The following is a 20,517-nucleotide window of genomic DNA, read 5'->3' on the forward strand; positions in this document are numbered from 1 at the left end:
AGAGGCAAGGGAACCCGATCTAGAAAGTACTGACTTGATCCTTTTTCCGGCGATTGATCTCAAAGACGGCAAATGCGTGCGCCTCAGGCTTGGCGAGATGGACGCCGCGACGGTGTTCAACGACGATCCGGCGGCGCAGGCGCTCGCCTTCGAGCGGCAGGGTTTCAAATATCTGCACATCGTCGATCTCAACGGCGCGTTCGCGGGCAAGCCCGTCAACGGCGCAGCGGTCGAAGCGATCCTGAAAGCGATCTCGATCCCGGCGCAGCTCGGCGGTGGCATCCGCGATCTGGCGACGATCGAGGCATGGCTCGACAAAGGCATCCGCCGCGTCATTCTCGGGACGGTCGCCGTGCGCGATCCGGCGCTGGTCAGGGAAGCCGCGAAGCGCTTTCCGGGGCGCGTCGCCGTCGGCATCGACGCCAAGGGCGGCAAGGTTGCCGTCGAAGGCTGGGCCGAGACGTCGGAGCTTACGGCTGCCGATCTGGCGCGGCGCTTCGAGGATGCGGGCGTGGCGGCGATCATCTATACGGACATCGAGCGCGACGGCATCCTCAAGGGGCTCAATCTGCCGGCGACGGCGGCGCTTGCCCAGGCGACGCGCATTCCGGTCATTGCGTCGGGCGGGCTGGCGTCGATCGACGACGTGCGCGAACTCATGAAGCCCGAATATCGCATGCTTGAAGGTGCGATCACCGGCCGGGCGCTCTATGACGGGCGCATCGACGCCAAGGAAGCCCTCGAACTTTTGGGAGCCGCATGAAGATTGGTGACAAGGTCCGCATCGAGCGGATGCCGGATGGCGTGCCGCCCGACAACAAGCAATTGCAAACCCTGTTTCGCAGCTGCCTCGGCAAGACGTTTCCTATCGTCAAGTTCGACGGGCCTCTCGTCGAGCTGCATGTCGGCGAAGTTTTCGGCAAGCCGGCCGAGTATCATCAGATCTGGCTCGATCCGGATCGCGTCAAGCTGGTCGAGGCCTGAACGTTGAACGTCACGCCGCAATCTGAATCGGCCGCACCGGCCGCATCCGCAACGCCGCCCGAGATCGCCCGACGCCGGACGTTCGCGATCATCTCGCATCCGGACGCCGGTAAAACGACGCTGACGGAAAAGCTGCTGCTGTTCGGCGGAGCCATTCAGATGGCGGGCGCCGTCAAGGCGCGCGGCGAGCGGCGGCGCACGCGCTCCGACTGGATGCAGATCGAGCAGCAGCGCGGCATCTCGGTGACGTCGTCGGTGATGACGTTCGAGCGCAACGGCATCGTCTACAATCTGCTCGATACGCCGGGCCACTCGGATTTCAGTGAAGACACCTATCGCACGTTGTCGGCGGTCGACGCCGCCGTGATGGTGATGGACGCCGCGAAGGGCATCGAAAGCCAGACGCGCAAGCTGTTCGAGGTTTGCCGGCTGCGCGACATTCCGATTATCACGTTCATCAACAAGATCGATCGCGAGGCGGAAGATCCGCTGACGCTGCTCGATCTCATTGCATCGGATCTGGCGCTCGATCTCGTGCCGATGGCGTGGCCGGTTGGCATGGGCACGGATTTCCGTGGCGTGCTCGATTTGATGAGCAACAAAATCCTGCTACCGGAAAACCGCGAGCGCGGCGCCTCGTTCGGACATGCGGAGCCGTTGAGCGCGCTTGCCGACATCCGCAAGATCGACGGCATCGACGAGCGGATCGCCGATCGCACGCTCGAAGGCGTCGAGCTTGCGCAGGGTGCGCTGCCGACGTTCGATCTCGAAGCATTTCGCGAAGGGCATCTGTCGCCCGTGTTCTTCGGCAGCGCGCTGAAGAATTTCGCAGTCGAGCAGCTTCTCGATGCGCTGGCGCAATGGGCGCCGGGGCCGTTGCCGCGCAAGGCGACGCAACGCACCGTCGAGCCCGGCGAAGATCAGGTGACCGGCTTCGTGTTCAAGGTGCAGGCGAACATGGACCCGAACCATCGCGATCGCGTGGCGTTCGTGCGCCTCTGCTCGGGGCGCTTCAAGCGCGGCATGAAACTGCTGCATGTGCGCGACAACAAGCCGATGACGGTTTCGTCGCCGACGTTCTTCTTCGGGCAGGGCCGCGAAACGGCGGATGAAGCCTATGCCGGCGACATCATTGGCGTGCCGAACCACGGCACGCTGCGCGTCGGCGATACGCTGACGGAGAAAGAGAGCCTGAAGTTCACGGGCATTCCGAACTTCGCGCCGGAGCTTTTGCGCCGCGTCGTCATTCAGGATGCGATGAAGGCGAAGCAGCTCAACCGGGCGCTCGACGATCTCGCGGAAGAAGGCATCGTGCAGGTGTTCACGCCGATCGCCGGGGGCCGTCAGATTTTGGGCGTCGTCGGACAGCTGCAGTTTGAAGTTCTGCAATCGCGCGTTGCCACCGAATACGGAGTGCCGGTAACGCTGGAGCAGTCGCCGTTCGAGCTGGCGCGGTGGATCGGCTCGGACGATCCGGCGAAATTGCAGAAATTCGTCGATGCGCATCGCGGCGAGATCGCGACGGATCGCGATGGGGCGATGGTGTTCCTGGCCGAGAGCGCCTGGATGCTGAAATACAAGGGCGAGAAGTTTCCCGACATAACATTCGCCGCGCTCAGGGAACGCGGCGAATAACAATTCCGGAAAGCAATTTTATCAGACGGAGATATTTGGACCGCGCGGGGCGGGTTCCTTGTAGCGGTGCTCGATCGAATCCAGCCAGGTCTTGAGATCATTCTCGAGGCTGTCCGTCTGAGCGGATGCTTTGCTATGCTGCAATTCCGTTACAGTCGCCTCGCTGTCGAGGGACCCGCGAATGGTGTCGTGCTGAGTGGAAAATTTCCTCAACTCTTCGGAGTGCTCGTCGACGGCGCCGTGCGCTTCGAGTTTCGTGCGCGCCTCAGCGATCCGGTCTTGCAGCGCCGACAGACGGGCGCGAAGGTTCAGCGGAGCAAAGTCTTCGACCATTGAGAGAATTCCCCTATGCAAGTGCAACTCCAGAGTTTCACGCAGTTATGCAAAACTCCACAACACCGTCGTGAGTAAAGAGTTCCTCTAGAAATTGGTTTATGTGCTCGACGGCGCCCGGAACCCCATGATAGCCGGAATCGCAACAATCTCTGAGTAAAAAGTATACCGTCATGCTGAAAGTCCGCATCATCCCGTGCCTCGACGTGAAAGACGGCCGTGTCGTCAAGGGCGTCAACTTCGTCGATCTCATCGATGCGGGCGATCCTGTCGAGGCGGCAGCCGCCTACGATGCGGCGGGAGCGGATGAGCTTTGTTTTCTCGACATCACCGCGAGCCATGAGAATCGCGACACGATCTTCGACGTCGTCGAGCGCACGGCGAACCGCTGCTTCATGCCGTTGACCGTCGGCGGCGGCGTTCGCACCATCGACGATATTCGAAAGCTGCTCGAAGCGGGCGCCGACAAAGTTTCGATCAACACGGCGGCGGTCACCAATCGGGCGTTCGTCAAAGAGGCGAGCGAGAAGTTCGGCGCGCAGTGCATCGTCGTCGCCATCGACGCCAAGAAGGTTTCAGGCGAAGGCGAGGCCAATCGCTGGGAGATCTTCACGCACGGCGGACGCAAGCCGACGGGGATCGACTCCGTCGCCTTTGCGCGCGAAGTGGCCGAGCTTGGGGCGGGCGAAATTCTTCTGACCTCGATGGATCGTGACGGCACGAAGTCGGGGTTCGACGTGGCGCTGACGCGGGCGGTGTCCGATGCCGTTTCCATTCCGGTCATTGCTTCGGGTGGCGTCGGGACGTTGCAGCATCTTGTCGACGGCGTGCGGGACGGACACGCGAGCGCGGTGCTCGCCGCCTCGATTTTTCACTTCGGCACGTATTCGATCCCTGAAGCCAAGACGTTCATGGCGAATGCCGGTCTCGCGATGCGGGTGGACGGCTGAAGGTAATTCCCTTCGCCTCGACTGGGCGAACTTCTAGATGCTGCCCCCAGCCCCCGCCCCCTCCCCGCGAGGGGAGAAGGCGGCAGGTTGCGCGGCGATCGTGCGTCAGGGCGCAGGGGTCTTGTCGGGGTAGAGGCAGATGTCGTTGATCAGGCAGCGCCAGCATTCGGGCTTTCGCGCTTTGCAGACATAGCGGCCGTGCAGGATCAGCCAATGGTGCGCGTGCAGCGCATAGTCCGGCGGCACGACGCGAAGCAGGTCAGCTTCGACTGCCAGCGGTGTCGTTCCTTGCGATAATCCGATCCGGTTCGCGATACGGAACACGTGCGTATCGACGGCCATCGTCGGATGACCAAAGGCGATGTTCATCACGACGTTCGCCGTTTTGCGGCCGACGCCGGGAAGCGTTTCGAGAACGTCGCGGTTGCCCGGCACCTCGCCGCTGAACTCGTCGACGAGGCGTCTTGAAAGCGCGATGACGTTCTTGGCTTTGGTGCGGTAGAGCCCGATCGTCTTGATCAGGTCGCGCACCTTATCTTCGCCGAGCGCCACCATTTTCGCCGGTGTGTCGGCGGCCTTGAACAGGGCAGGCGTCGCCTTATTCACGCCGGCGTCGGTTGCCTGGGCGGAAAGCACCACGGCGACCAGCAACGTGTAGGCGTTAACGTAGAGCAGTTCTCCCTTGGGCTCGGGGCACGCGGCGTGAAAGCGGCGGAAAACTTCGAGAATTTCCGCCTCCGTCAGGCGTGTACGGCGTCGTCCTTGTGCTGCCGATTTTTTGAGCGATCCGGTGGCTTTTACGGGGTTGCGCTGGGTCCTGGAACTCGCGATGCTCGACGGACTTTTATCCTTTAGTGCTTTGGCCATCGGAAAGTCCGTATTTCAAATTGCGGTTGCGGGCAACGACGTGAGTCAGAGAAGCCGAAAATGACGGACAGTCTCACAGAAATGCAATCCACAAACGTCACGCGATTTGTGTTGCATCCTTACCGCTCGCTGACCCCGCGCGGCTTCACGATTTTGATGACCGTGCTCGGCCTCGTCAGTTTCACGATCGGGATGGTATTCCTGTTCATCGGCGCGTGGCCGGTGTTCGGGTTCTTTGGTCTCGACGTCGCGCTGATCTATTACGCATTCAAGCGCAATTATCGTTCGGGCCGCCTCTACGAAATGGTGACGCTGTCGCCTGAGCTTTTGAAACTGACGCGCATTCATCCGTCTGGGCGCTGCGAGGAGTTTGATTTCAATCCCTACTGGGCGCGCGTTCGCGTTTCCATCGATCATCCGGACGGGCGGACGTCGATGCGGCTCATCGCTCAAGGGAAGGAAGTGCTGTTTGGTCAGTTTCTGACCGACGACGAACGGCGCAATTTCGCCGATGCCTTGACCGGCGCGCTGGTTACGACGCGCGGGTCGCTGTTCTAGAGTCTTTCCGTTCTCACTTTTCGAAAGCGCTCGATCTTTGTTTTTTCGTGCTTCTTGGCGGAAAACCGGTTCCCACTTTTCCGGAAGCACTCTCGTTCAATCGTTGAGCATCGTCAGTGCGGCGCGGCGGTCGCCGGGCTTCAGACGGAGGAACTGCGTGCGCGCCGCCTTGATGTCTTTGTCCGCACCCGTCTCCGACGCGGTCTTCAGGGCTTTCGTTGCGGCGTGATCGGCGCCGACGACGAATGCGAGCGCGCCGGACAGTCGCCCCATCATCGCCGCATCGAATTTGAAGTCTTCGTCTGCCATCTGATTTTACTCGAACCTGCCGCCGCGCTGCAGAACCTCGATCTTGTAGCCGTCCGGGTCCTCGATGAAGAAGAATTTTCCGAACGGCTTGCCGTCGTGGCTCATTGTCTTGATGTCCTTCGGCTGATAGCCCGCCGCCGTGATGCGGGCGCGCTCGGCTTCGAGATCATCGACGGCAAACGCGACGTGGCCGTAGCCGTTGCCGAGGTCGTAGGCGTCGGCGCGGCCCTTGTTGACCGTCAGCTCCAGCTCGAAATCGTTCTCCGGGTTTTTCATGTAAATCAGCGTAAAGTCGGGCCAGTCGCGGCGGTCCGAGACTTTGAGGCCGAAGCAATCCTCGTAGAATTTCACCGAGCGGGCTTCATCGAGCACGCGCACCATCATGTGGATCGCCTTGGCCATCGTCGTGCTCCTCCCGATGTGTTTCGGCTATAAAAAACGGTAGTTCGAGACTTCTTTTACAGCCAGGGACGCGCGGAATTGATGGTGGTCTCGAAAGTTGAGATCGCCTTCGATTTTTCCAGCGTCAGGCCGATGTTGTCGAGGCCGTTCAACAGGCAATGCTTGCGGAAGGGATCGATGTCGAACGTGATGACGCCGCCGTCGGGTCCACGAATTTCCTGCTTTTCGAGATCGATGGTCAGCGTCGCGTTGGCGCCGCGGCTGGCGTCGTCCATCAGCTTGTCGACCTCGCTTTGCGGCAGCTTGATCGGCAGAATGCCATTCTGGAAGCAGTTGTTGTAGAAGATGTCGGCGAAGTCCGGAGCAACGACGCAGCGGATGCCGAAGTCGAGCAACGCCCAGGGGGCGTGTTCGCGCGAGGAGCCGCAGCCGAAGTTTTCGCCCGCGACTAGGATCTTCGCCTGGCGATACTGCGGCTTGTTCAGAACGAAATCCGAAATCTCTTTTCCCGTCTCGGGGTCGTAGCGCATCTCGTAAAACAGGGATTTGCCAAGTCCGGTCCGCTTGATCGTTTTCAGGAACTGTTTCGGGATGATCATGTCGGTGTCGACGTTGCGGATCGGCAAGGGCGCCGCGACGCCGGTCAGAACCGTGAACTTGTCCATGCTATCGTCTCCAGTCAGCCGCGCCGTCGGTCAGGCGCGCAACGTATCCGCAAGCGCCCTGAAATAGCCCTCCGCCGCCGTCAGTCGCCGTGCCTGCGGAAAGGCGCCGAACTCCCGGATGGCAGCTTCGAGGTCAAAGGGCTTCAGATGTTCCAGGCGCCGTTTAACGCCAGCACGCTTGCGTCCGTCAAGATGCGCATCGAGCGCGGCCATGATGGTTTCGAGATAACCGGCGATGCGGCCCAGCTCGCGCGTCGCGGTCAGGACGGCCGAACGGTCGCCCGGAGCGGATTCGAGAGTACCCAGGGCGGCGGCCGCCCGCGAGAGGGTGGCAGCGATCTCTTCGGCATAAAGCGCCACCTTTTCGCGGCGAACCCCGTCGAGGCGGGCGGCTTCGCCCAGCCAGCGGTGGATCGTCTCGGCAAAGCTCGAAAGGCGTCGAAGGTAGTCGGCAAGCCGCATGGGCAAAATCCTGAATTCACGATCCAGGATTTTATGGCCGAGGCCGAGCGCGGGGATAAGATTTTGCCGGTGGGCGCTATTTGATGGTCGGGTCTTCGTAGCATTTGCGCATGTAGGCGCAACGATACGAGCCTGAGAAGTGCATGGCGTCGCCCTTGGCCGGGGAAATGAAGGTGCACACCTCCTCAAGGCCCTCGGGCTTCAGCCAGCCTTGGCGGCGGCCGCGTTGGACAGCGAAGCAATCTGCGGTTTCTTCATCGGGTCCACGAAACTGATGTCCGCATTCGTGGGCGTAGATCCACTGTTTAACGGGGGTCGAGACCTTCTCGAGGTAGCGCGGGTTCATGATCAGAAACCCGGGATAGGCGGCGCCATAATCGTCGAGCTTGTTATCGATGACTGTCGGCCGCTGCCCGCACAACTGCGTATTGCCGTCGAGCTTGAACTCGCCGGGTTTCAGGATGCGGCTGTCGCCGCCGACGGTCGAAACGTACTGCTCAGGTGTTGGAATGCCGTCGCCCAGGTTCTTCGCGTCCTGCGCATCGGCGCCGGGCGCAAGGACGAGTATCGCGCCCGTGAACAATGCCAAGGCGATCCGGTGAAACAATCCCCGCGCTTCCATCCCCGCTTCCGTTCTCAAAACGACCCCATCGATTTCGTGCCCGTCCCTACAACATGGCGCGAAACGCCTTATGGCTCAATCCCATCTAACTTGTGACGTGCAGGAGGTTAACTTCGAGTGTGCCGGCTGGCTTTACGCACTGGCCCCGGCCTCGATGCCCTCCATATCCTCATCCGAGAAGCCGAAATGATGGCCAATCTCGTGGACGAGCACATGCGCGATCAGAAACCCCAACTCTTCCCCGTTTTCCGTCCACTCGTCGAGAATAGCGCGTCGGTAGAGAAAAACCATATCCGGTTCGCGCGCACTCTCCATGACGCTTTGTTTCGTCAGGCTCACGCCCTGATAGAGGCCGGTCAGCTCGAACGGGTCCTCGATATCGAGACCGTCCAGAATTTCGTCGGTGGCGAAATCCTCGACGCGGATGAGAAGGTCGCCGGCGACTTCGCGGAACTCGGGCGGCAGTTTCTCCCAGGCATTCATTGCGAGCGCTTCGAACTCCGCGAGCGTTGGGGCCTTGGCGCCGGCCCAATTCACTGACACGTGCTCTCTCCTTCCCGTAACGTTACGCAACCTACCGAGATAGTGTAAGGAAGGGGGAATGGAAGGGCTTTCTGGTCTGGGCCCGGATTTGTTCATATTTGAGATCAAGCAGTCTTGTCCGCGATCACCAGCAATTCCTGCAAGGTGAAATGCAACGCGCCGGCTTCATCGGTGCGCGGTTTGAGGAAAGAGCGCAAATTTGGCGAATCGCCCGTCAGGATTCGCTGCAGCTCGGCGATCGTGCCGGACGCGCATCGCATCCGCGTCACCCACGACGAGAAATCGAGTTCTTTGCCGAATTGCTCTCTCGCGACAATCTTGAAACCGGCATCCTCAAGCAGGCCGATCCAGGCGTCCGGCGGTGGCGCAAGGCCATGACTGGGATCGCGTAATTTCTCGAAGGCATTGTAGGCGGCGCCCGCGTCGGCGATTTCGGTCTGTGACGTGCCGGGCAATTGCCGCGCGTCGGGGGCGACGTTGTCGACCAGGGCGAAGCGGCCTCCGTTCTTCAACACGCGGCGAACCTCGGTGACGAAGCGGCGCAAGTCCGGGAAATGATGGGCGGCCAGACGGCAACAGACGAGGTCGAAGCTTGCATCCTCGAATGGAAGCGCGCCAGCTTCTGCCTTGGCGGTCGACATGTTGGCGAGTTTTTTTTCCGCGGCGAGCTTCGACGCCTCGCTCAGCATCTCGTCGGTGATGTCGCTTGCAATGACCTGTGCAACGTGAGGCGCGAACGCTGCCGCCATGTGACCGGCTCCGGTCGCGACATCGAGAACCCGCCAATGATGCTGCGGTGCAGCAAGCGCTACGATGCGCGTGAGGCTTTCGCCGCGGGCATGGACATCCGAGGTGGCGTACGCGGCGGCCGAGGCGCCAAACTGCGACCGGACAAGCGCGGTGTCATCTTTCGTCACGATAGCCTCTGTTCCGAATTAACTGTTTCCTAAAATCCCTTTTATAGTCAGATGGCTCGGCCATTCATCTTAACACCTCGCAAGAACATTTGCCGCATCGTCGCGTAGCGGTTGCAAGCCTATGTTCCATACCACTTTTTTACGGTGCGGGTTCCCATAGCAGGTTGAGAATACACGATGTCGAAGACGCTAGCGTTTCGCCCCCGGCAGGACTCAATGCCGGTCGAAGAGGGCTCGTGGCACGGGAACAGCAAATCCTTCGAATTGCGCATTCTCGAAGACGATCATGACATCCGCGAAGCCTTGCAGCTTCGGGGCCGGGCCTATTCGGCGATCGGCTACGACATCGAAAAGCCGGATGGTGAATACACGGACCATTTCGACACCCTCGCGACGACGGTTTTGCTCGGCGCCTACGATAGCGGACGCCTCGTCGGTTCGGTTCGGTTGTGCTTCTCGCTTCCCCAGTCGCTCGCAACGCTTCCGTGCGCCTCGCATTATCCGGCGCTCAAGGATATGCATCGCTCGCAGAGCCATGGGTTCGTTGAAATTTCGAGGCTGTCCCTCGAGCCGGACGTCGCCAACATTTCCTATCGGACGACCCTCTATGCGTTTCTGGTGCGCGCATCGTTGACGGCAGCGATGGCGACCGGCGTTTCGATGCTGCTGATCGCGACCCGGCCTGATTGGGTCAAGTTCTATCGCTATATGCTAGGCTTCCAGCAGATCGGCGAGCCGGAGTTCTACCCTCCCGGCGATTTCAAGATCACGCTGCTCGGCGGCAGCCTCGAGCAGGCGCGCATGCGCCAGCGGCTGCAGAACCGCTTCTTCAAGATCTCGGAAGAAGAAATCGCCAGCATGCAGAACGCGATTGGGCGGACGTTGAGCCGCGCGGATCACGCCGAAGAAATCAAGATCGCGGTATAGTTTTTATTTGGTGGCGGCGACTTTCCTTCGGAAAGCCGGCCGCCGACGCCGTTGTTCCGGGCTAAGCCTGCCAGCTCCGCACGTCGACGAAGTGGCCTTCGAGCGCGGCGGCCGCGGCCATGATCGGCGACACAAGGTGCGTGCGGCCTTTGTAGCCCTGACGGCCTTCGAAGTTGCGGTTCGAGGTCGAGGCGCAGCGCTGGCCGGGCTTCAACTGGTCCGGGTTCATGCCGAGGCACATCGAGCATCCAGGCTCGCGCCATTCGAAGCCCGCCGCCTTGAAGATCTTGTCCAGGCCTTCGGCTTCCGCCTGCTCTTTGACGAGACCTGAGCCCGGCACGATCATCGCGTAGGCGAGGCGTGACGAGACCTTCTTGCCGTCGACGATTTTGGCAACGGCGCGCAGGTCTTCGATGCGGCCGTTGGTGCAGGAACCGATCCAGACGACGTCGAGCGGGATGTCGGTGATCTTGGTTCCGGGCGCAAGGCCCATATAATCGAGGGCGCGCTGCATCGAGGTGCGCTTGTTCTCGTCGATAACATCGGCAGGGTTGGGCACGACGCTGGTGATGGCGGTCACGTCCTCGGGGCTCGTGCCCCAGGAGACGATCGGCGGCAGCTTCGCGGCGTCGAGGCGGATTTCACGATCGAAGTACGCGCCGTGATCCGACTGCAAGGTTTCCCAGTATTTCATCGCCAGATCCCAGGCCATGCCTTTCGGGGCCTTGGGGCGATCCTTGATGAAGGCGAACGTCTTTTCGTCCGGCGCGATCATGCCGGCGCGGGCGCCGCCTTCGATCGACATGTTGCAAACGGTCATCCGGCCTTCCATCGACAGCGAGCGGATAGCGTCTCCGGCGTACTCGATGACCGAACCCGTGCCGCCCGCGGTGCCGATCTCGCCGATGATGGCGAGGATGATGTCCTTGGCGCCGACGCCATGCGGAGCGACGCCGTCGACGACGACGCGCATGTTCTTGGCTTTCTTCTGGATCAGCGTTTGTGTCGCCAGAACGTGCTCGACCTCGGAGGTGCCGATGCCGTGCGCAAGCGCGCCGAATGCGCCGTGCGTCGAGGTGTGGCTATCGCCGCAGACGATCGTCGTTCCCGGCAGAGTGAAGCCCTGCTCCGGTCCGACGACGTGGACGATGCCCTGCCGCTTATCAAGCTCGTTGAAGTATTCGATGCCGAAGTCGCGCGCGTTCGTCGCCAGCGTTTCGACCTGGACGCGGCTCTGCTCGTCGGCAATGCCTTTCGTGCGGTCGGTGGTCGGGACGTTGTGGTCGACGACGGCGAGGGTTTTCTCCGGCGCGCGCACTTTGCGCCCGGCCATTCGCAGCCCTTCAAACGCTTGCGGACTCGTGACCTCGTGGATGAGGTGGCGGTCGATATAGAGGAGGCATGTTCCGTCCTCGGACTGCTCGACCACGTGATCGCTAAAGATTTTATCGTAAAGTGTTTTTGCCATGTTTTTCAGGGGCCTTAACGGGCGTCGGACGGTGAAACCGGTTAGATAGCGTCAGACCGGTATTTTCGCAAATAAGCCGTGGTCGCAGGTTCGATAAGGAAAGCTTCGGGCCTCACCGTGACCGGCTGATCTTGGATACCAGAAAGTCGCGTAAAAGCTGGACTTTTTTCGAGGCCTTCAATTCCTCGGCGTAGGCGAAGATCAGGTTCAGCGACGGCTGCTCGATTTCCGCCAGCACGGGCACGAGATCCGACTGCGCGTCGCTCATGTAGTCGGGAATCATGCCGATGCCGATGCCGGCCTGGATGGCGTATTTGATCGCCACGACGCTGTTGACCCTGAGTGCCGCTTCGCGCGGCGCGGCGCCTTCGCGCCCCGCCGTTTCGATCCACGACATGGCGTCGAGGTGCTGAGCGGGAATGCCGGTATAGGCGATGATCCGGTGCTGATCGAGGTCGGCGAGCGTCTTCGGCGCTCCGTGCTTGCGCAGATACTGGGCCGAGGCGAAGGCGCGAACGCGGCTTTCGAACAGCGAGCGGCGGATCAGGTCGGCCTGTTCCGGTTCGCGCGTCCAGATCGCGACGTCGGCGGCACGCATGCCGATATCAACCTGATCGTCGTTGAGGATCAGCTCGACCCGGATCTCGGGATAGAGGTCGCCGAATTCCTGCAGGCGGGGCGTCAGCCAGATGGTGCCGAAGCCGATCGGCGCCGTGATGCGCAGATCGCCCGAGGGTTTCGAGGTCGAATCCGAGAGCAGCGTTTCGGCGGTCTGAAGTTTCGCGAACACCTCGGCGACGGTGCGATTGAGGAGTTCGCCCTGTTCCGTCAGAACCAGGCCGCGGGCGTGACGATGGAAGAGTGTGACCTTGAGATTGGCTTCGAGCGCCGAGATCTGTCGGCTGACGGCGGACTGACTCATATGCAGCTGTTCGCCGGCATGCGTAAAACTGCCGGCCTCCGCCGCCGCGTGGAAAATACGCAGTTTGTCCCAATCCATTTTCAACGCTTTCAGTGATTGGCCAGATTGCGCCAGATCGGGCACCGCTCGGAAGCGGCGCCGAAGACTAGCGAAACCCGGTTACGTTGCAATGTCGTGCCGGTCCGTGTCGTGCCAGTCCGTCGACGAATTATTCGGCAGCGTCCGCTTGAGCTTCGACCTTAGCAAGATACCGTTCGGCTTCGAGCGCGGCCATGCATCCCATGCCCGCCGCCGTCACAGCCTGACGGAAAACCTCGTCCTTGACGTCACCTGCCGCGAAGACGCCCTGAATCGCCGTTGCCGTCGAGTCGGGCGCGGTGATCAAATAGCCGGACGGCGTCATGTCGAGCTGGCCTTTGAACAGCTCGGTTGCCGGGGCATGACCGATGGCGACAAAAAATCCGTCGGCCGGAATCTTGGACGTCGCGCCGGTTTTGACGTTCTTCAGAACGACGCCGGTGACCGACTTTGGCGCCAGCGTGCCGACGATTTCCTCGACGGCGCTATCCCAGATGATCTCGATCTTCGGGTTCTTGAAAAGGCGTTCTTGCAGGATTTTTTCGGCGCGCAGGAAGTCGCGGCGATGAACGAGCGTCACCTTGCTCGCAAAGTTGGTCAGGAACAGCGCTTCCTCGACGGCGGTATTGCCGCCACCGATGACCACAACATTCTTGCCCTTGTAGAAAAAGCCGTCGCAGGTCGCGCACGCCGAGACGCCGTGGCCCTGGAAGTGCGCTTCCGATGCAAGTCCGAGCCAGCGCGCCTGGGCGCCGGTGCAGATGATCAGCGCATCGCAGGTGTAGGTATCGCCGCTATCGCCTTCGAGGCGGATCGGGCGGCCGCGCAGTTCCACCTTGTTGATCTGGTCCATGACAATATGGGTGCCGACGTGCTCGGCCTGGGCCTGCATCTGTTCCATCAGCCAGGGGCCCTGGATCGGCTCGGCGAAGCCGGGGTAGTTTTCAACGTCGGTCGTGATGGTGAGCTGGCCGCCGGGCTGCGAGCCCTGGATGAGCGTCGGGGCAAGCATGGCGCGGGCCGCGTAAATGGCCGCCGTGTAGCCGGCGGGGCCGGAGCCGAGGACGATCACCTTGGAATGGTGCGGTTTCTTGGTCATGATTTAAAGCTCCGGGGAGGGGCAGATAATTAGGGGACGGGGGATCGGAACGTCAATGACAGGCAGGGTTGGCGCGGCAATAGGGGCATCCGGCTGGCGAACGCGGGCGTCGTCCGGCCTATTTTGGGGCAAAATTGGGGGGTCGATCGCGTGATCGAAGCGACAGCGCCGCCGGCGCTCAGCATGCGTGAGCGAATCAGGGCCATTCTGATCGGGTCCTCCGGCAATCTGGTCGAGTGGTACGATTTCTACGTCTACGCGGCGTTCTCGCTCTATTTCGCCAAGGCGTTCTTTCCGGCGGGCGACCAGACGGCGCAGCTCCTCAATACCGCCGCTATATTTGCCGTCGGATTCCTGATGCGACCGGTCGGGGCGTGGCTGTTCGGGCGCATGGCCGACCGGCACGGCCGGCGCGTCGCGCTGACGACGTCGGTCCTGCTGATGTGTTTCGGTTCGGCGCTGGTCGCCGTTACACCCGTCTACGCAACAATCGGCATCGCGGCGCCCGTCATCCTGCTCATCGCGCGGATGATCCAAGGTTTTAGCCTCGGCGGCGAATACGGCACGAGCGCCACCTATCTTTCCGAAATGGCGACGGCCGAGCGGCGCGGATTCTATTCGAGCTTCCAGTATGTGACGCTGATCGGCGGGCAGCTGGCCGCCATGCTGGTGCTCGTCGTACTGCAGAAGTTTGTGCTGACGCCGGCCGAACTCGACGCCTGGGGCTGGCGCATTCCATTTGTCATCGGAGCAGGCCTTGCTGTCATCGCCTATGTCATGCGGCGCGATCTCGCTGAGACGGAAGCATTCAGCCGCGCGACGCGGCGGGAGGGTTCGCTCAAGGCGCTGTTCGCGCACCCGCGCGAAGTCGCGATCGTCGTCGGATTGACGCTTGGCGGCACGCTCGCATTCTATACGTACACGACGTACATGCAGAAGTTTCTGGTCAATTCGTCGGGCTTTTCGAAAGATACCGCGACGCTGATCTCGGCGTCGGCGTTGTTTGTCTACATGCTGCTGCAGCCCGTCGTCGGCGCATTCTCCGACAGGATCGGGCGGCGGCCGGTGCTGATCACGTTCGGTGTGCTCGGGGTGGCGTTTACGGTGCCGCTGCTCACGGCCATCCAGTCGACGAAAGATCCGCTCGCCGCTTTTGCGTTGATCGTCACGGGCCTCGCGATCGTGTCGTGCTACACGGCGATCAATGCCGTTGTGAAGGCGGAGCTTTTTCCGACTTCGGTGCGGGCGCTGGGCGTGGGCCTTCCTTATGCGCTGACGGTGGCGCTGTTCGGCGGCACGGCGGAATACGTCGCGCTATGGCTGAAGCAAGCCGGTCGCGAGACGGATTTCTTCTGGTACGTCACGGCCTGCATCGGCGTGTCGCTCGTCGTCTACGCGACGATGCGCGATACGCGCGACGAGAGCGCGCTCAACACGAGCGACGATCCTTAAATCAGGCGCAGCGATTTGAGGCTGGCGTGGCCGTGGCGGCCGACGATGACGTGGTCGTGGACGGTGACGCCGAGCGGCTTCGCGGCATCGATGATTTGCTTCGTGACATCGATGTCGGCGCGCGAGGGCGTCGGGTCGCCGGACGGATGGTTGTGGACCAGGATGATCGCGGTTGCCGATAGTTCGAGCGCCCGCTTTACCACTTCGCGGACATAGACCGGCGTATGGTCGACCGTTCCGCGACCTTGCACTTCGTCGGCGATCAGAGCGTTCTTCTTATCGAGGAAGAGAATGCGGAAATGCTCGCGGTCTTCGAAGCCTTGCGCAAGGCGGAGGTAATCGAGAACGCCGCTCCAGGACGACAGCGCCGGGCGCGATTTGATCTCGCCTCGGGTCAGGCGTTCCGCCGCCGTCTTGATCAGTTTCAGTTCCTGGACGGCGCGGTCGCCAATGCCTTCGATCTCTTTCAGCCGCTCTGGCGGGGCAGAGACGACCTCCGCGAACGAGCCGAAGCGGGCCAGCAGGCGTTTCGCGATCGGCTTCGTGTCGATGCGCGGAAACGCGCGAAACAAGATCATCTCGAGGAGTTCGTAGTCGGGCACCGCGTCGGCGCCGCCGTTCGTGAAGCGCTCGCGAAGGCGGCCGCGATGTCCGGCCTTATCGTCGGGTGTGGCTTGCGCCTTGGGCGCGCCGCCAAATAGCGCGCCTTGCTCCGCGGCACTCGCCTTGTCGTCGCCAGCCCCCTTGGAATGCGACATCGGCTTTGTCCGGTCAGGCGGCGGCGGGCAACTTGTAGGGCGGAAAGTCACATCCGGCAGGCGAAGCCGTGAAGATCTCGCATCCCGTTTCGGTGACGCCGACCGTGTGCTCGAACTGTGCTGAGAGTTCGCGATCGCGCGTGACCGCGGTCCAGCCGTCGGCAAGAATTTTGACGTGCGGCTTGCCGAGATTGATCATCGGCTCGATCGTGAACAGCATGCCCGGCTCCAGGATCACGCCTTCGCCCGGCTCGCCGTAGTGGAGGATATTCGGCCGGTCATGAAAGACCCGGCCCAGACCATGACCGCAGAAGTCGCGAACGACGCTGCAGCGTTCGGCTTCGGCGAACGTCTGGATCGCGGCGCCGATGTCGCCGGTCGTATTGCCGGGCTTCACCACTGCGATGCCGCGCATCAACGATTCATACGTCACGTCCATTAACCGCCCGGCGCGGCGCGAGACTTCGCCGACGGAATACATGCGGCTGGTGTCGCCATGCCAGCCGTCGACGATCAGGGTCACGTCGATGTTGATGATATCGCCGATGCGCAACGGCTTGTCGTTGGGCATGCCGTGACAGACGACGTGATTGATCGAGGTGCACGTCGCGTAGCGATATCCGCGATAGTTCAGGGTCGCAGGAAGCGCGCCGTGATCGAGGGCGAAGGCGAGCACCAGATCGTCGATCTCACTGGTCGTAACACCCGGCTGCACGACGGGGATGAGCATATCCAGCGCTTCGGCAGCCAGGCGACCAGCTTTGCGCATTGCCGCAAAACCTTCCGCATCATGCAGCGGGATTTTGCCGTCGCGGGTGGCGCCTCTGTTTACTTCAACGTTCGACATGTTGCTCCGGTCGGGAACTTATATGGCCGTGATTGCAATTTAGTGCCAAACTATCCCGCTACAAAAGAGCGCCTTTACCAATGGCGCCGTGACCACAGGAGGAAACCCATGTTCCAATTCCGCGCCTCTCTCGTTGGAGGGGTCTGTTGCGCCGGGCTGATGTTTCAATTCGCAAGCGTTGATATAGGGCATGCGACGTCGACGGTCGAGATGCTGAGCGCTCGTGACGCTGCCCGTGCTCCAACGAACCAAGACACGATCAAGATCGCACAGGATGACTCGGCTCCGCCTTCAACAGGCGGACAGGCGACGACCGATTTTTACGGTGGCAGCACGGCTCCGCAAAACCCTGCGTGGGCGGCCGAGGCGACGTTCAATCCCGACTACGCGGCGAATTCATCAAACGCGCCCGCGGCGACTGATGATACGGCCCAGTCCGCGCCATCAGAGAGCGAAACATCCGGGGCAACCGCTCCGACCCAGATCGCCGAGGATGCTGCTCCGCCTCCGACGGGCGGGCAAGCGACGACGGATTATTATGGCGGCTCGTCATCGCCACAAAATCCAGCATGGGCGGCTCCGGCCGAGATGAATCCGGACTATTCGAGCGAACCTGCGGCACCTGTCGAAGCCGCCCAGCCCGCCCCGACCGAAGCACCGGCTCCAGCTCCGGCTGCGGAAGAAGCGCCGCCGCCGACCGGTGGGCAGGCGACGACGGACTACTATGGAGGTAGCTCGGCTCCGAGCAATCCGGCGTGGGCGGAGCCCGCGAAAATGAATCCCGACTACGACGCGGCCGCTGCACCCGCCGCGACGGAAGCGGCGGCTCCTGCCGCTGATGCTTGTCGCGAAACCGTGGCCACCAACGCCAAGGCTGCGACGCTGCATTTCACCGAGGACAGCGCCGCCATCGTACAGGACAGCCGCAATAGATTGTCGGCTCTCGCCGATGCGCTCAAGGCTTGCGGTGGTGTTGCTGTAGAGGTTCGGGGCTTCACGGACAGCGTCGGCTCATCGGAAGGCAACAAGATCCTGTCGGAGCTTCGGGCCAAGAAGATCGTCGATTTCCTGACGGACGCCGGCGTCGAAGCATCGAAGCTGACGGCCGTCGGCAAGGGTGAGGACGATCCGGTCTCCGATAACGGCACGGCGGAAGGCCGCCGGTTCAATCGGCGCGTCGAGTTCGTGCTGTCGGGTCAATAGACCTGCGCATTTGGCAGATACGAAGCGGCGGCTTGATCGGCTGCCGCTTTTCGTTTGGCGCGATTGCTTTCGCGGTGGCTCCGCAGGCGCAAAACAAAAACGCCGGATACGAGATCCGGCGTTTCATTTCTTAGATGTCGATTTAACGCCGTCTTATTCCTTGGCTTCCTCAGCCGGAACTTCGGACGCCGTGAGTTCGGCGACGAGGCGCTGTGCCTGGCCGATCCAGTCCTGCTTCTCGATGGCGCCCTTGAGGTTCAGCGTCTCATCGATGTTGGCGATGTCTTCATCCGACAGGTTGGCGATCTGCTCGATCTTGTAGCAGTTGAGATGCTTCAGGCGGTTCTGCAGGTCGATGTCGATGGTCTTGATCTGGGTCAGATCATCGGCCTCGCCCTTCGGCTTCTTGAAGCCCTTCCAGGCCGCGTTGAGACGGCGTGCGCGCGCATCCGTGCGCTCGAATATGCGGGCGGCTTTACCGCGGCGGCCGCGGAGATAATACAGCTTCGCGCGGCGGACCTTGCCGCGGCGGAGGACTTCGATCTCGGCGATGTAGGGCGAGTAGATCGGGAAGACGCGCTCGACGCCCTCGCCGTAAGAAATCTTGCGAACCGTGAAGTTCTCGTTGATGCCGGCGCCCGAACGGGCGATCACGACACCTTCATAGGCCTGGAAGCGAACGGTCGATTCCTTCGCGACCTTCTTCTTCTTGTCCTTGGGGTCGGCGTCAGCCGACTCGATGACTTTCACCATCACCTTGACGGTGTCACCGGGGCCAAATTCGGGGATGCCACGCTTCGAAAGAATGGCGTCCATTTGCTCGCGTTCGAGCTGTTGGATAATGTTCATCTTGTTGATTCCGTTTCGTTTTTTGATGACGCAGAGGATCGGCTGGCGGCAATAAACACCGAACCGGTCGTGCAAGCCCGTGATGGGCCACCCGTTTGAGGGGAGTTATCGTTGGGCCGCTGATACTCGAAGACCCGGCCGTTGTCGAGTGGAAACGGGACGCACCCGATTGCATGTGCGACGGAAGGCGAGCGGGGAAAGTGGCTGCTGCCGGTCTACTTCAGCGTGTACGCGGTCAGCTCGTGCGTCGTGCTATCGCGGACGTGTCCGCTCTGCTTTTGAACGATCGTGCGTTTTACATATCGTCTGACGGCAGGCGCGTACCAGGATATCAGCGTGACCTCCTGATGACGGCTTGGGTCCGCGGCCGAAACGCGTTCGACGTCCATGATGACCTTGAACGCGTCGAACGTTCCGGCTTTCGTTGTGACTTTTTCAAGCGCAACGGTCTTCGACGTTCCGGTTATATTGAAGATACTTCCGGTTTTCAGATTTTGTTCTTGGTTTTTGACGCTCCATTCCTTGCCGACCGAGAGTGGCAGCTTGAAGCCGCTCGCGTCATTGGGAATCTTCCTCCAAAGATCGTTGCTGATGAGATCCCAGTCCTGATCGAAAATCGCGAAGTCGTTGCCTGGGCCGGTGCTCTTCGTTATGCGCGCGAAGATCTTGTCGGCGGTGCATTCCGTGACGATGAACGTCAGCTCGAATTTCTTGTCGCCGGTGATGTCGTCGGTGACCTGATACACCCAGCGATCGCCGGTATGGACAGCGGGTGATTGCGTCGCCTGTTTTGTTTCTTCCGCCGTAGCTAGGGTGGCGATCGATGTCAGAAGAAATGCGGCTATGATAAATTTCTTTAGCAATCTGGTTCTCCGTTCGCGAAGCTTTATGCCGCCGGTTATTGAAGAGCCCGACGTCACGGCGCTTGGGCGTAATCGACGAGTTCCTCGCTGAGGCTGGCGCGCAGGCGGCCCAAGCTGCGGACTGCGGTGATCCGCTTGACCCATCTGTTGATCGACGGCGCGTACCAAGTCGTGATTGTGGATTGAAAAGACTTGGCGGGATCGGCGGTGGCGGTCTCGCGCAATTCGGCGACGATTTTGAACGTATCGAATGTTCCGGCCTGCGTCGTGAAGCTTTCCTGTCTCACAACTTTCGCCTTACCGGTTTCCGCGTAGAACTCTCCCGTCTTCAAGTTCTGCAGTGACTCGGAAATACGCCACTCTTTGTCGAGTTTTAGTGGCGGCTCAATGCCTTCACCGCCGGTGCGGCGGTGCTTTTTCCAAACACCATCATCGATCAAGTTCCAATTGGGATCGAAGACCATAAGGCCGACGCGTTCGTCTCCGCGTCGCGTCACCCGGAGCGTAATTTCTCTATCGGTCACGGACGCGACGGCGTTGGTGTAGGTAAACTTGAGGTTGCCGGTTATTTCGTCGGTCTGGTCGTAGGTCCATTGATCGCCGGGCTTCACGCCTTCCGGCTCTTTCGTGGGAGTGGCGTCGTCAGCGACGGCCGAACCGACTTGGATCGCAAAGGCCAGCAAGAGCAAGCATGGCAATTTCATCACGAACTCGCCCCCGAAACCGCTGCCACGTGATCGGATTACGGATGGCTGGCTCGGCGGGTGAGATCAAGTTGGCCAGATGGCCTAAGAGCGTCGCATT

The 20,517-nt window shown here is 61.2% G+C and carries 25 protein-coding genes; 8 read left to right on the forward strand and 17 right to left on the reverse strand.

The window, feature by feature from the left end:
- Positions 1-34: 34 nt before the first annotated feature.
- Genes hisA through WC026_RS08745 form a run of 3 tightly spaced genes read left to right on the forward strand, consistent with a single transcriptional unit; the run spans position 35 to position 2,619 of the window.
- On the forward strand, positions 35-763 hold the full coding sequence (gene hisA / locus WC026_RS08735) for a 1-(5-phosphoribosyl)-5-[(5-phosphoribosylamino)methylideneamino]imidazole-4-carboxamide isomerase (protein ID WP_372710484.1): 729 nt from the start codon (positions 35-37) through the stop codon (positions 761-763).
- A complete protein-coding gene (locus WC026_RS08740) occupies positions 760-984 on the forward strand; it encodes a hypothetical protein (RefSeq protein ID WP_372710485.1) in 225 nt (74 codons plus the stop codon). The genes hisA and WC026_RS08740 overlap by 4 nt, the downstream gene beginning before the upstream one ends.
- Positions 985-987: 3 nt before the next feature.
- A complete protein-coding gene (locus tag WC026_RS08745; protein WP_372710486.1) occupies positions 988-2,619 on the forward strand; it encodes a peptide chain release factor 3 in 1,632 nt (543 codons plus the stop codon).
- A gap of 21 nt (positions 2,620-2,640) precedes the next feature.
- On the opposite strand, the gene WC026_RS08750 is transcribed toward WC026_RS08745, so the two are convergent.
- A complete protein-coding gene (locus WC026_RS08750; protein WP_372710487.1) occupies positions 2,641-2,952 on the reverse strand; it encodes a hypothetical protein in 312 nt (103 codons plus the stop codon).
- 173 nt (positions 2,953-3,125) lie between these two features.
- On the opposite strand from WC026_RS08750, the gene hisF reads away from it, so the two are divergent.
- Positions 3,126-3,902 carry an imidazole glycerol phosphate synthase subunit HisF gene (gene hisF / locus WC026_RS08755; protein WP_372710488.1) on the forward strand — a complete coding sequence of 259 codons (777 nt, stop codon included), beginning with the start codon at positions 3,126-3,128 and terminating at the stop codon, positions 3,900-3,902.
- Between the two features lie 105 nt (positions 3,903-4,007).
- Here the strand turns inward: hisF and nth are convergent, their stop codons facing one another.
- Positions 4,008-4,769 carry an endonuclease III gene (gene nth, locus WC026_RS08760; protein WP_372710489.1) on the reverse strand — a complete coding sequence of 254 codons (762 nt, stop codon included), beginning with the start codon at positions 4,767-4,769 and terminating at the stop codon, positions 4,008-4,010.
- Positions 4,770-4,829: 60 nt separating this feature from the next.
- On the opposite strand from nth, the gene WC026_RS08765 reads away from it, so the two are divergent.
- Positions 4,830-5,327, forward strand: coding sequence for a DUF2244 domain-containing protein (locus WC026_RS08765; protein ID WP_372710490.1), 498 nt, complete (start codon positions 4,830-4,832; stop codon positions 5,325-5,327).
- A gap of 96 nt (positions 5,328-5,423) precedes the next feature.
- Here WC026_RS08765 and WC026_RS08770 read toward each other — a convergent pair whose 3' ends face one another.
- The 7 genes from WC026_RS08770 to WC026_RS08800 form a co-directional block, all read right to left on the reverse strand.
- On the reverse strand, positions 5,424-5,636 hold the full coding sequence (locus WC026_RS08770; RefSeq protein WP_372710491.1) for a hypothetical protein: 213 nt from the start codon (positions 5,634-5,636) through the stop codon (positions 5,424-5,426).
- Between the two features lie 6 nt (positions 5,637-5,642).
- Entirely contained in the window at positions 5,643-6,038 is a 396-nt protein-coding gene (locus WC026_RS08775) for a VOC family protein (protein ID WP_372710492.1), read from the reverse strand.
- A 56-nt stretch (positions 6,039-6,094) separates the two neighbouring features.
- Positions 6,095-6,703 (reverse strand): 3-isopropylmalate dehydratase small subunit, encoded by a 609-nt coding sequence (gene leuD / locus WC026_RS08780; protein ID WP_372710493.1) that lies wholly within the window; start codon positions 6,701-6,703, stop codon positions 6,095-6,097.
- A 30-nt stretch (positions 6,704-6,733) separates the two neighbouring features.
- Entirely contained in the window at positions 6,734-7,165 is a 432-nt protein-coding gene (locus tag WC026_RS08785; RefSeq protein ID WP_372710494.1) for a hypothetical protein, read from the reverse strand.
- 76 nt (positions 7,166-7,241) lie between these two features.
- Positions 7,242-7,787, reverse strand: a complete 546-nt coding sequence (locus WC026_RS08790; RefSeq protein ID WP_372710496.1) for a hypothetical protein — start codon at positions 7,785-7,787, stop codon at positions 7,242-7,244.
- 132 nt (positions 7,788-7,919) lie between these two features.
- A complete protein-coding gene (locus tag WC026_RS08795; protein ID WP_372710497.1) occupies positions 7,920-8,330 on the reverse strand; it encodes a metallopeptidase family protein in 411 nt (136 codons plus the stop codon).
- 104 nt (positions 8,331-8,434) lie between these two features.
- The gene (locus tag WC026_RS08800) at positions 8,435-9,247 is read right to left on the reverse strand and encodes a class I SAM-dependent methyltransferase (protein WP_372710498.1); all 813 of its coding nucleotides are present in this window, start codon (positions 9,245-9,247) and stop codon (positions 8,435-8,437) included.
- A 177-nt stretch (positions 9,248-9,424) separates the two neighbouring features.
- Here WC026_RS08800 and WC026_RS08805 point away from each other — a divergent pair, with 177 nt between their 5' ends.
- Positions 9,425-10,174, forward strand: a complete 750-nt coding sequence (locus WC026_RS08805) for an acyl-homoserine-lactone synthase (RefSeq protein WP_372710499.1) — start codon at positions 9,425-9,427, stop codon at positions 10,172-10,174.
- Positions 10,175-10,235: 61 nt separating this feature from the next.
- Here the strand turns inward: WC026_RS08805 and leuC are convergent, their stop codons facing one another.
- From leuC to trxB, 3 genes are all read right to left on the reverse strand, one after another.
- The gene (leuC, locus tag WC026_RS08810; RefSeq protein WP_372710500.1) at positions 10,236-11,642 is read right to left on the reverse strand and encodes a 3-isopropylmalate dehydratase large subunit; all 1,407 of its coding nucleotides are present in this window, start codon (positions 11,640-11,642) and stop codon (positions 10,236-10,238) included.
- Positions 11,643-11,754: 112 nt separating this feature from the next.
- Positions 11,755-12,642: a LysR family transcriptional regulator gene (locus tag WC026_RS08815; protein ID WP_372710501.1), complete on the reverse strand. Its 888-nt coding sequence runs from the start codon at positions 12,640-12,642 to the stop codon at positions 11,755-11,757.
- A gap of 130 nt (positions 12,643-12,772) precedes the next feature.
- The gene (gene trxB / locus WC026_RS08820) at positions 12,773-13,741 is read right to left on the reverse strand and encodes a thioredoxin-disulfide reductase (protein WP_372710502.1); all 969 of its coding nucleotides are present in this window, start codon (positions 13,739-13,741) and stop codon (positions 12,773-12,775) included.
- A gap of 183 nt (positions 13,742-13,924) precedes the next feature.
- Between trxB and WC026_RS08825 the strand changes: the two genes are divergently transcribed.
- Positions 13,925-15,193: an MFS transporter gene (locus WC026_RS08825; protein WP_372710534.1), complete on the forward strand. Its 1,269-nt coding sequence runs from the start codon at positions 13,925-13,927 to the stop codon at positions 15,191-15,193.
- Here the strand turns inward: WC026_RS08825 and radC are convergent.
- Positions 15,190-15,951, reverse strand: coding sequence for a DNA repair protein RadC (radC, locus tag WC026_RS08830; protein ID WP_372710503.1), 762 nt, complete (start codon positions 15,949-15,951; stop codon positions 15,190-15,192). The genes WC026_RS08825 and radC overlap by 4 nt on opposite strands.
- A 13-nt stretch (positions 15,952-15,964) precedes the next feature.
- Positions 15,965-16,798, reverse strand: coding sequence for a type I methionyl aminopeptidase (gene map, locus WC026_RS08835; RefSeq protein WP_372710504.1), 834 nt, complete (start codon positions 16,796-16,798; stop codon positions 15,965-15,967).
- Positions 16,799-16,906: 108 nt separating this feature from the next.
- On the opposite strand from map, the gene WC026_RS08840 reads away from it, so the two are divergent.
- On the forward strand, positions 16,907-18,001 hold the full coding sequence (locus WC026_RS08840; protein ID WP_372710505.1) for an OmpA family protein: 1,095 nt from the start codon (positions 16,907-16,909) through the stop codon (positions 17,999-18,001).
- A gap of 153 nt (positions 18,002-18,154) precedes the next feature.
- On the opposite strand, the gene rplS is transcribed toward WC026_RS08840, so the two are convergent.
- The 3 genes from rplS to WC026_RS08855 form a co-directional block, all read right to left on the reverse strand.
- Positions 18,155-18,850 (reverse strand): 50S ribosomal protein L19, encoded by a 696-nt coding sequence (gene rplS / locus WC026_RS08845; RefSeq protein WP_372710506.1) that lies wholly within the window; start codon positions 18,848-18,850, stop codon positions 18,155-18,157.
- Between the two features lie 215 nt (positions 18,851-19,065).
- A complete protein-coding gene (locus WC026_RS08850) occupies positions 19,066-19,713 on the reverse strand; it encodes a hypothetical protein (protein ID WP_372710507.1) in 648 nt (215 codons plus the stop codon).
- Between the two features lie 53 nt (positions 19,714-19,766).
- Entirely contained in the window at positions 19,767-20,417 is a 651-nt protein-coding gene (locus tag WC026_RS08855; RefSeq protein WP_372710508.1) for a hypothetical protein, read from the reverse strand.
- Positions 20,418-20,517 lie beyond the last annotated feature (100 nt).

Source organism: Hyphomicrobium sp., from assembly GCF_041674905.1.
GTDB lineage: Bacteria > Pseudomonadota > Alphaproteobacteria > Rhizobiales > Hyphomicrobiaceae > Hyphomicrobium_B.

What these genes read in the sequence shown, in the direction of transcription:
- WC026_RS08740 (WP_372710485.1), top strand. Translation starts at nt 760, where the DNA reads ATGAAGATTGGTGACAAGGTCCGCATCGAGCGGATGCCGGATGGCGTG.
- WC026_RS08750 (WP_372710487.1), bottom strand. Translation starts at nt 2,952, where the DNA reads ATGGTCGAAGACTTTGCTCCGCTGAACCTTCGCGCCCGTCTGTCGGCG.
- hisF (WP_372710488.1), top strand. Translation starts at nt 3,126, where the DNA reads ATGCTGAAAGTCCGCATCATCCCGTGCCTCGACGTGAAAGACGGCCGT.
- nth (WP_372710489.1), bottom strand. Translation starts at nt 4,769, where the DNA reads ATGGCCAAAGCACTAAAGGATAAAAGTCCGTCGAGCATCGCGAGTTCC.
- WC026_RS08765 (WP_372710490.1), top strand. Translation starts at nt 4,830, where the DNA reads ATGACGGACAGTCTCACAGAAATGCAATCCACAAACGTCACGCGATTT.
- WC026_RS08770 (WP_372710491.1), bottom strand. Translation starts at nt 5,636, where the DNA reads ATGGCAGACGAAGACTTCAAATTCGATGCGGCGATGATGGGGCGACTG.
- WC026_RS08775 (WP_372710492.1), bottom strand. Translation starts at nt 6,038, where the DNA reads ATGGCCAAGGCGATCCACATGATGGTGCGCGTGCTCGATGAAGCCCGC.
- leuD (WP_372710493.1), bottom strand. Translation starts at nt 6,703, where the DNA reads ATGGACAAGTTCACGGTTCTGACCGGCGTCGCGGCGCCCTTGCCGATC.
- WC026_RS08785 (WP_372710494.1), bottom strand. Translation starts at nt 7,165, where the DNA reads ATGCGGCTTGCCGACTACCTTCGACGCCTTTCGAGCTTTGCCGAGACG.
- WC026_RS08790 (WP_372710496.1), bottom strand. Translation starts at nt 7,787, where the DNA reads ATGGAAGCGCGGGGATTGTTTCACCGGATCGCCTTGGCATTGTTCACG.
- WC026_RS08805 (WP_372710499.1), top strand. Translation starts at nt 9,425, where the DNA reads ATGTCGAAGACGCTAGCGTTTCGCCCCCGGCAGGACTCAATGCCGGTC.
- leuC (WP_372710500.1), bottom strand. Translation starts at nt 11,642, where the DNA reads ATGGCAAAAACACTTTACGATAAAATCTTTAGCGATCACGTGGTCGAG.
- WC026_RS08815 (WP_372710501.1), bottom strand. Translation starts at nt 12,642, where the DNA reads ATGGATTGGGACAAACTGCGTATTTTCCACGCGGCGGCGGAGGCCGGC.
- trxB (WP_372710502.1), bottom strand. Translation starts at nt 13,741, where the DNA reads ATGACCAAGAAACCGCACCATTCCAAGGTGATCGTCCTCGGCTCCGGC.
- WC026_RS08825 (WP_372710534.1), top strand. Translation starts at nt 13,925, where the DNA reads ATGCGTGAGCGAATCAGGGCCATTCTGATCGGGTCCTCCGGCAATCTG.
- radC (WP_372710503.1), bottom strand. Translation starts at nt 15,951, where the DNA reads ATGTCGCATTCCAAGGGGGCTGGCGACGACAAGGCGAGTGCCGCGGAG.
- map (WP_372710504.1), bottom strand. Translation starts at nt 16,798, where the DNA reads ATGTCGAACGTTGAAGTAAACAGAGGCGCCACCCGCGACGGCAAAATC.
- WC026_RS08840 (WP_372710505.1), top strand. Translation starts at nt 16,907, where the DNA reads ATGTTCCAATTCCGCGCCTCTCTCGTTGGAGGGGTCTGTTGCGCCGGG.
- rplS (WP_372710506.1), bottom strand. Translation starts at nt 18,850, where the DNA reads ATGAACATTATCCAACAGCTCGAACGCGAGCAAATGGACGCCATTCTT.
- WC026_RS08855 (WP_372710508.1), bottom strand. Translation starts at nt 20,417, where the DNA reads ATGAAATTGCCATGCTTGCTCTTGCTGGCCTTTGCGATCCAAGTCGGT.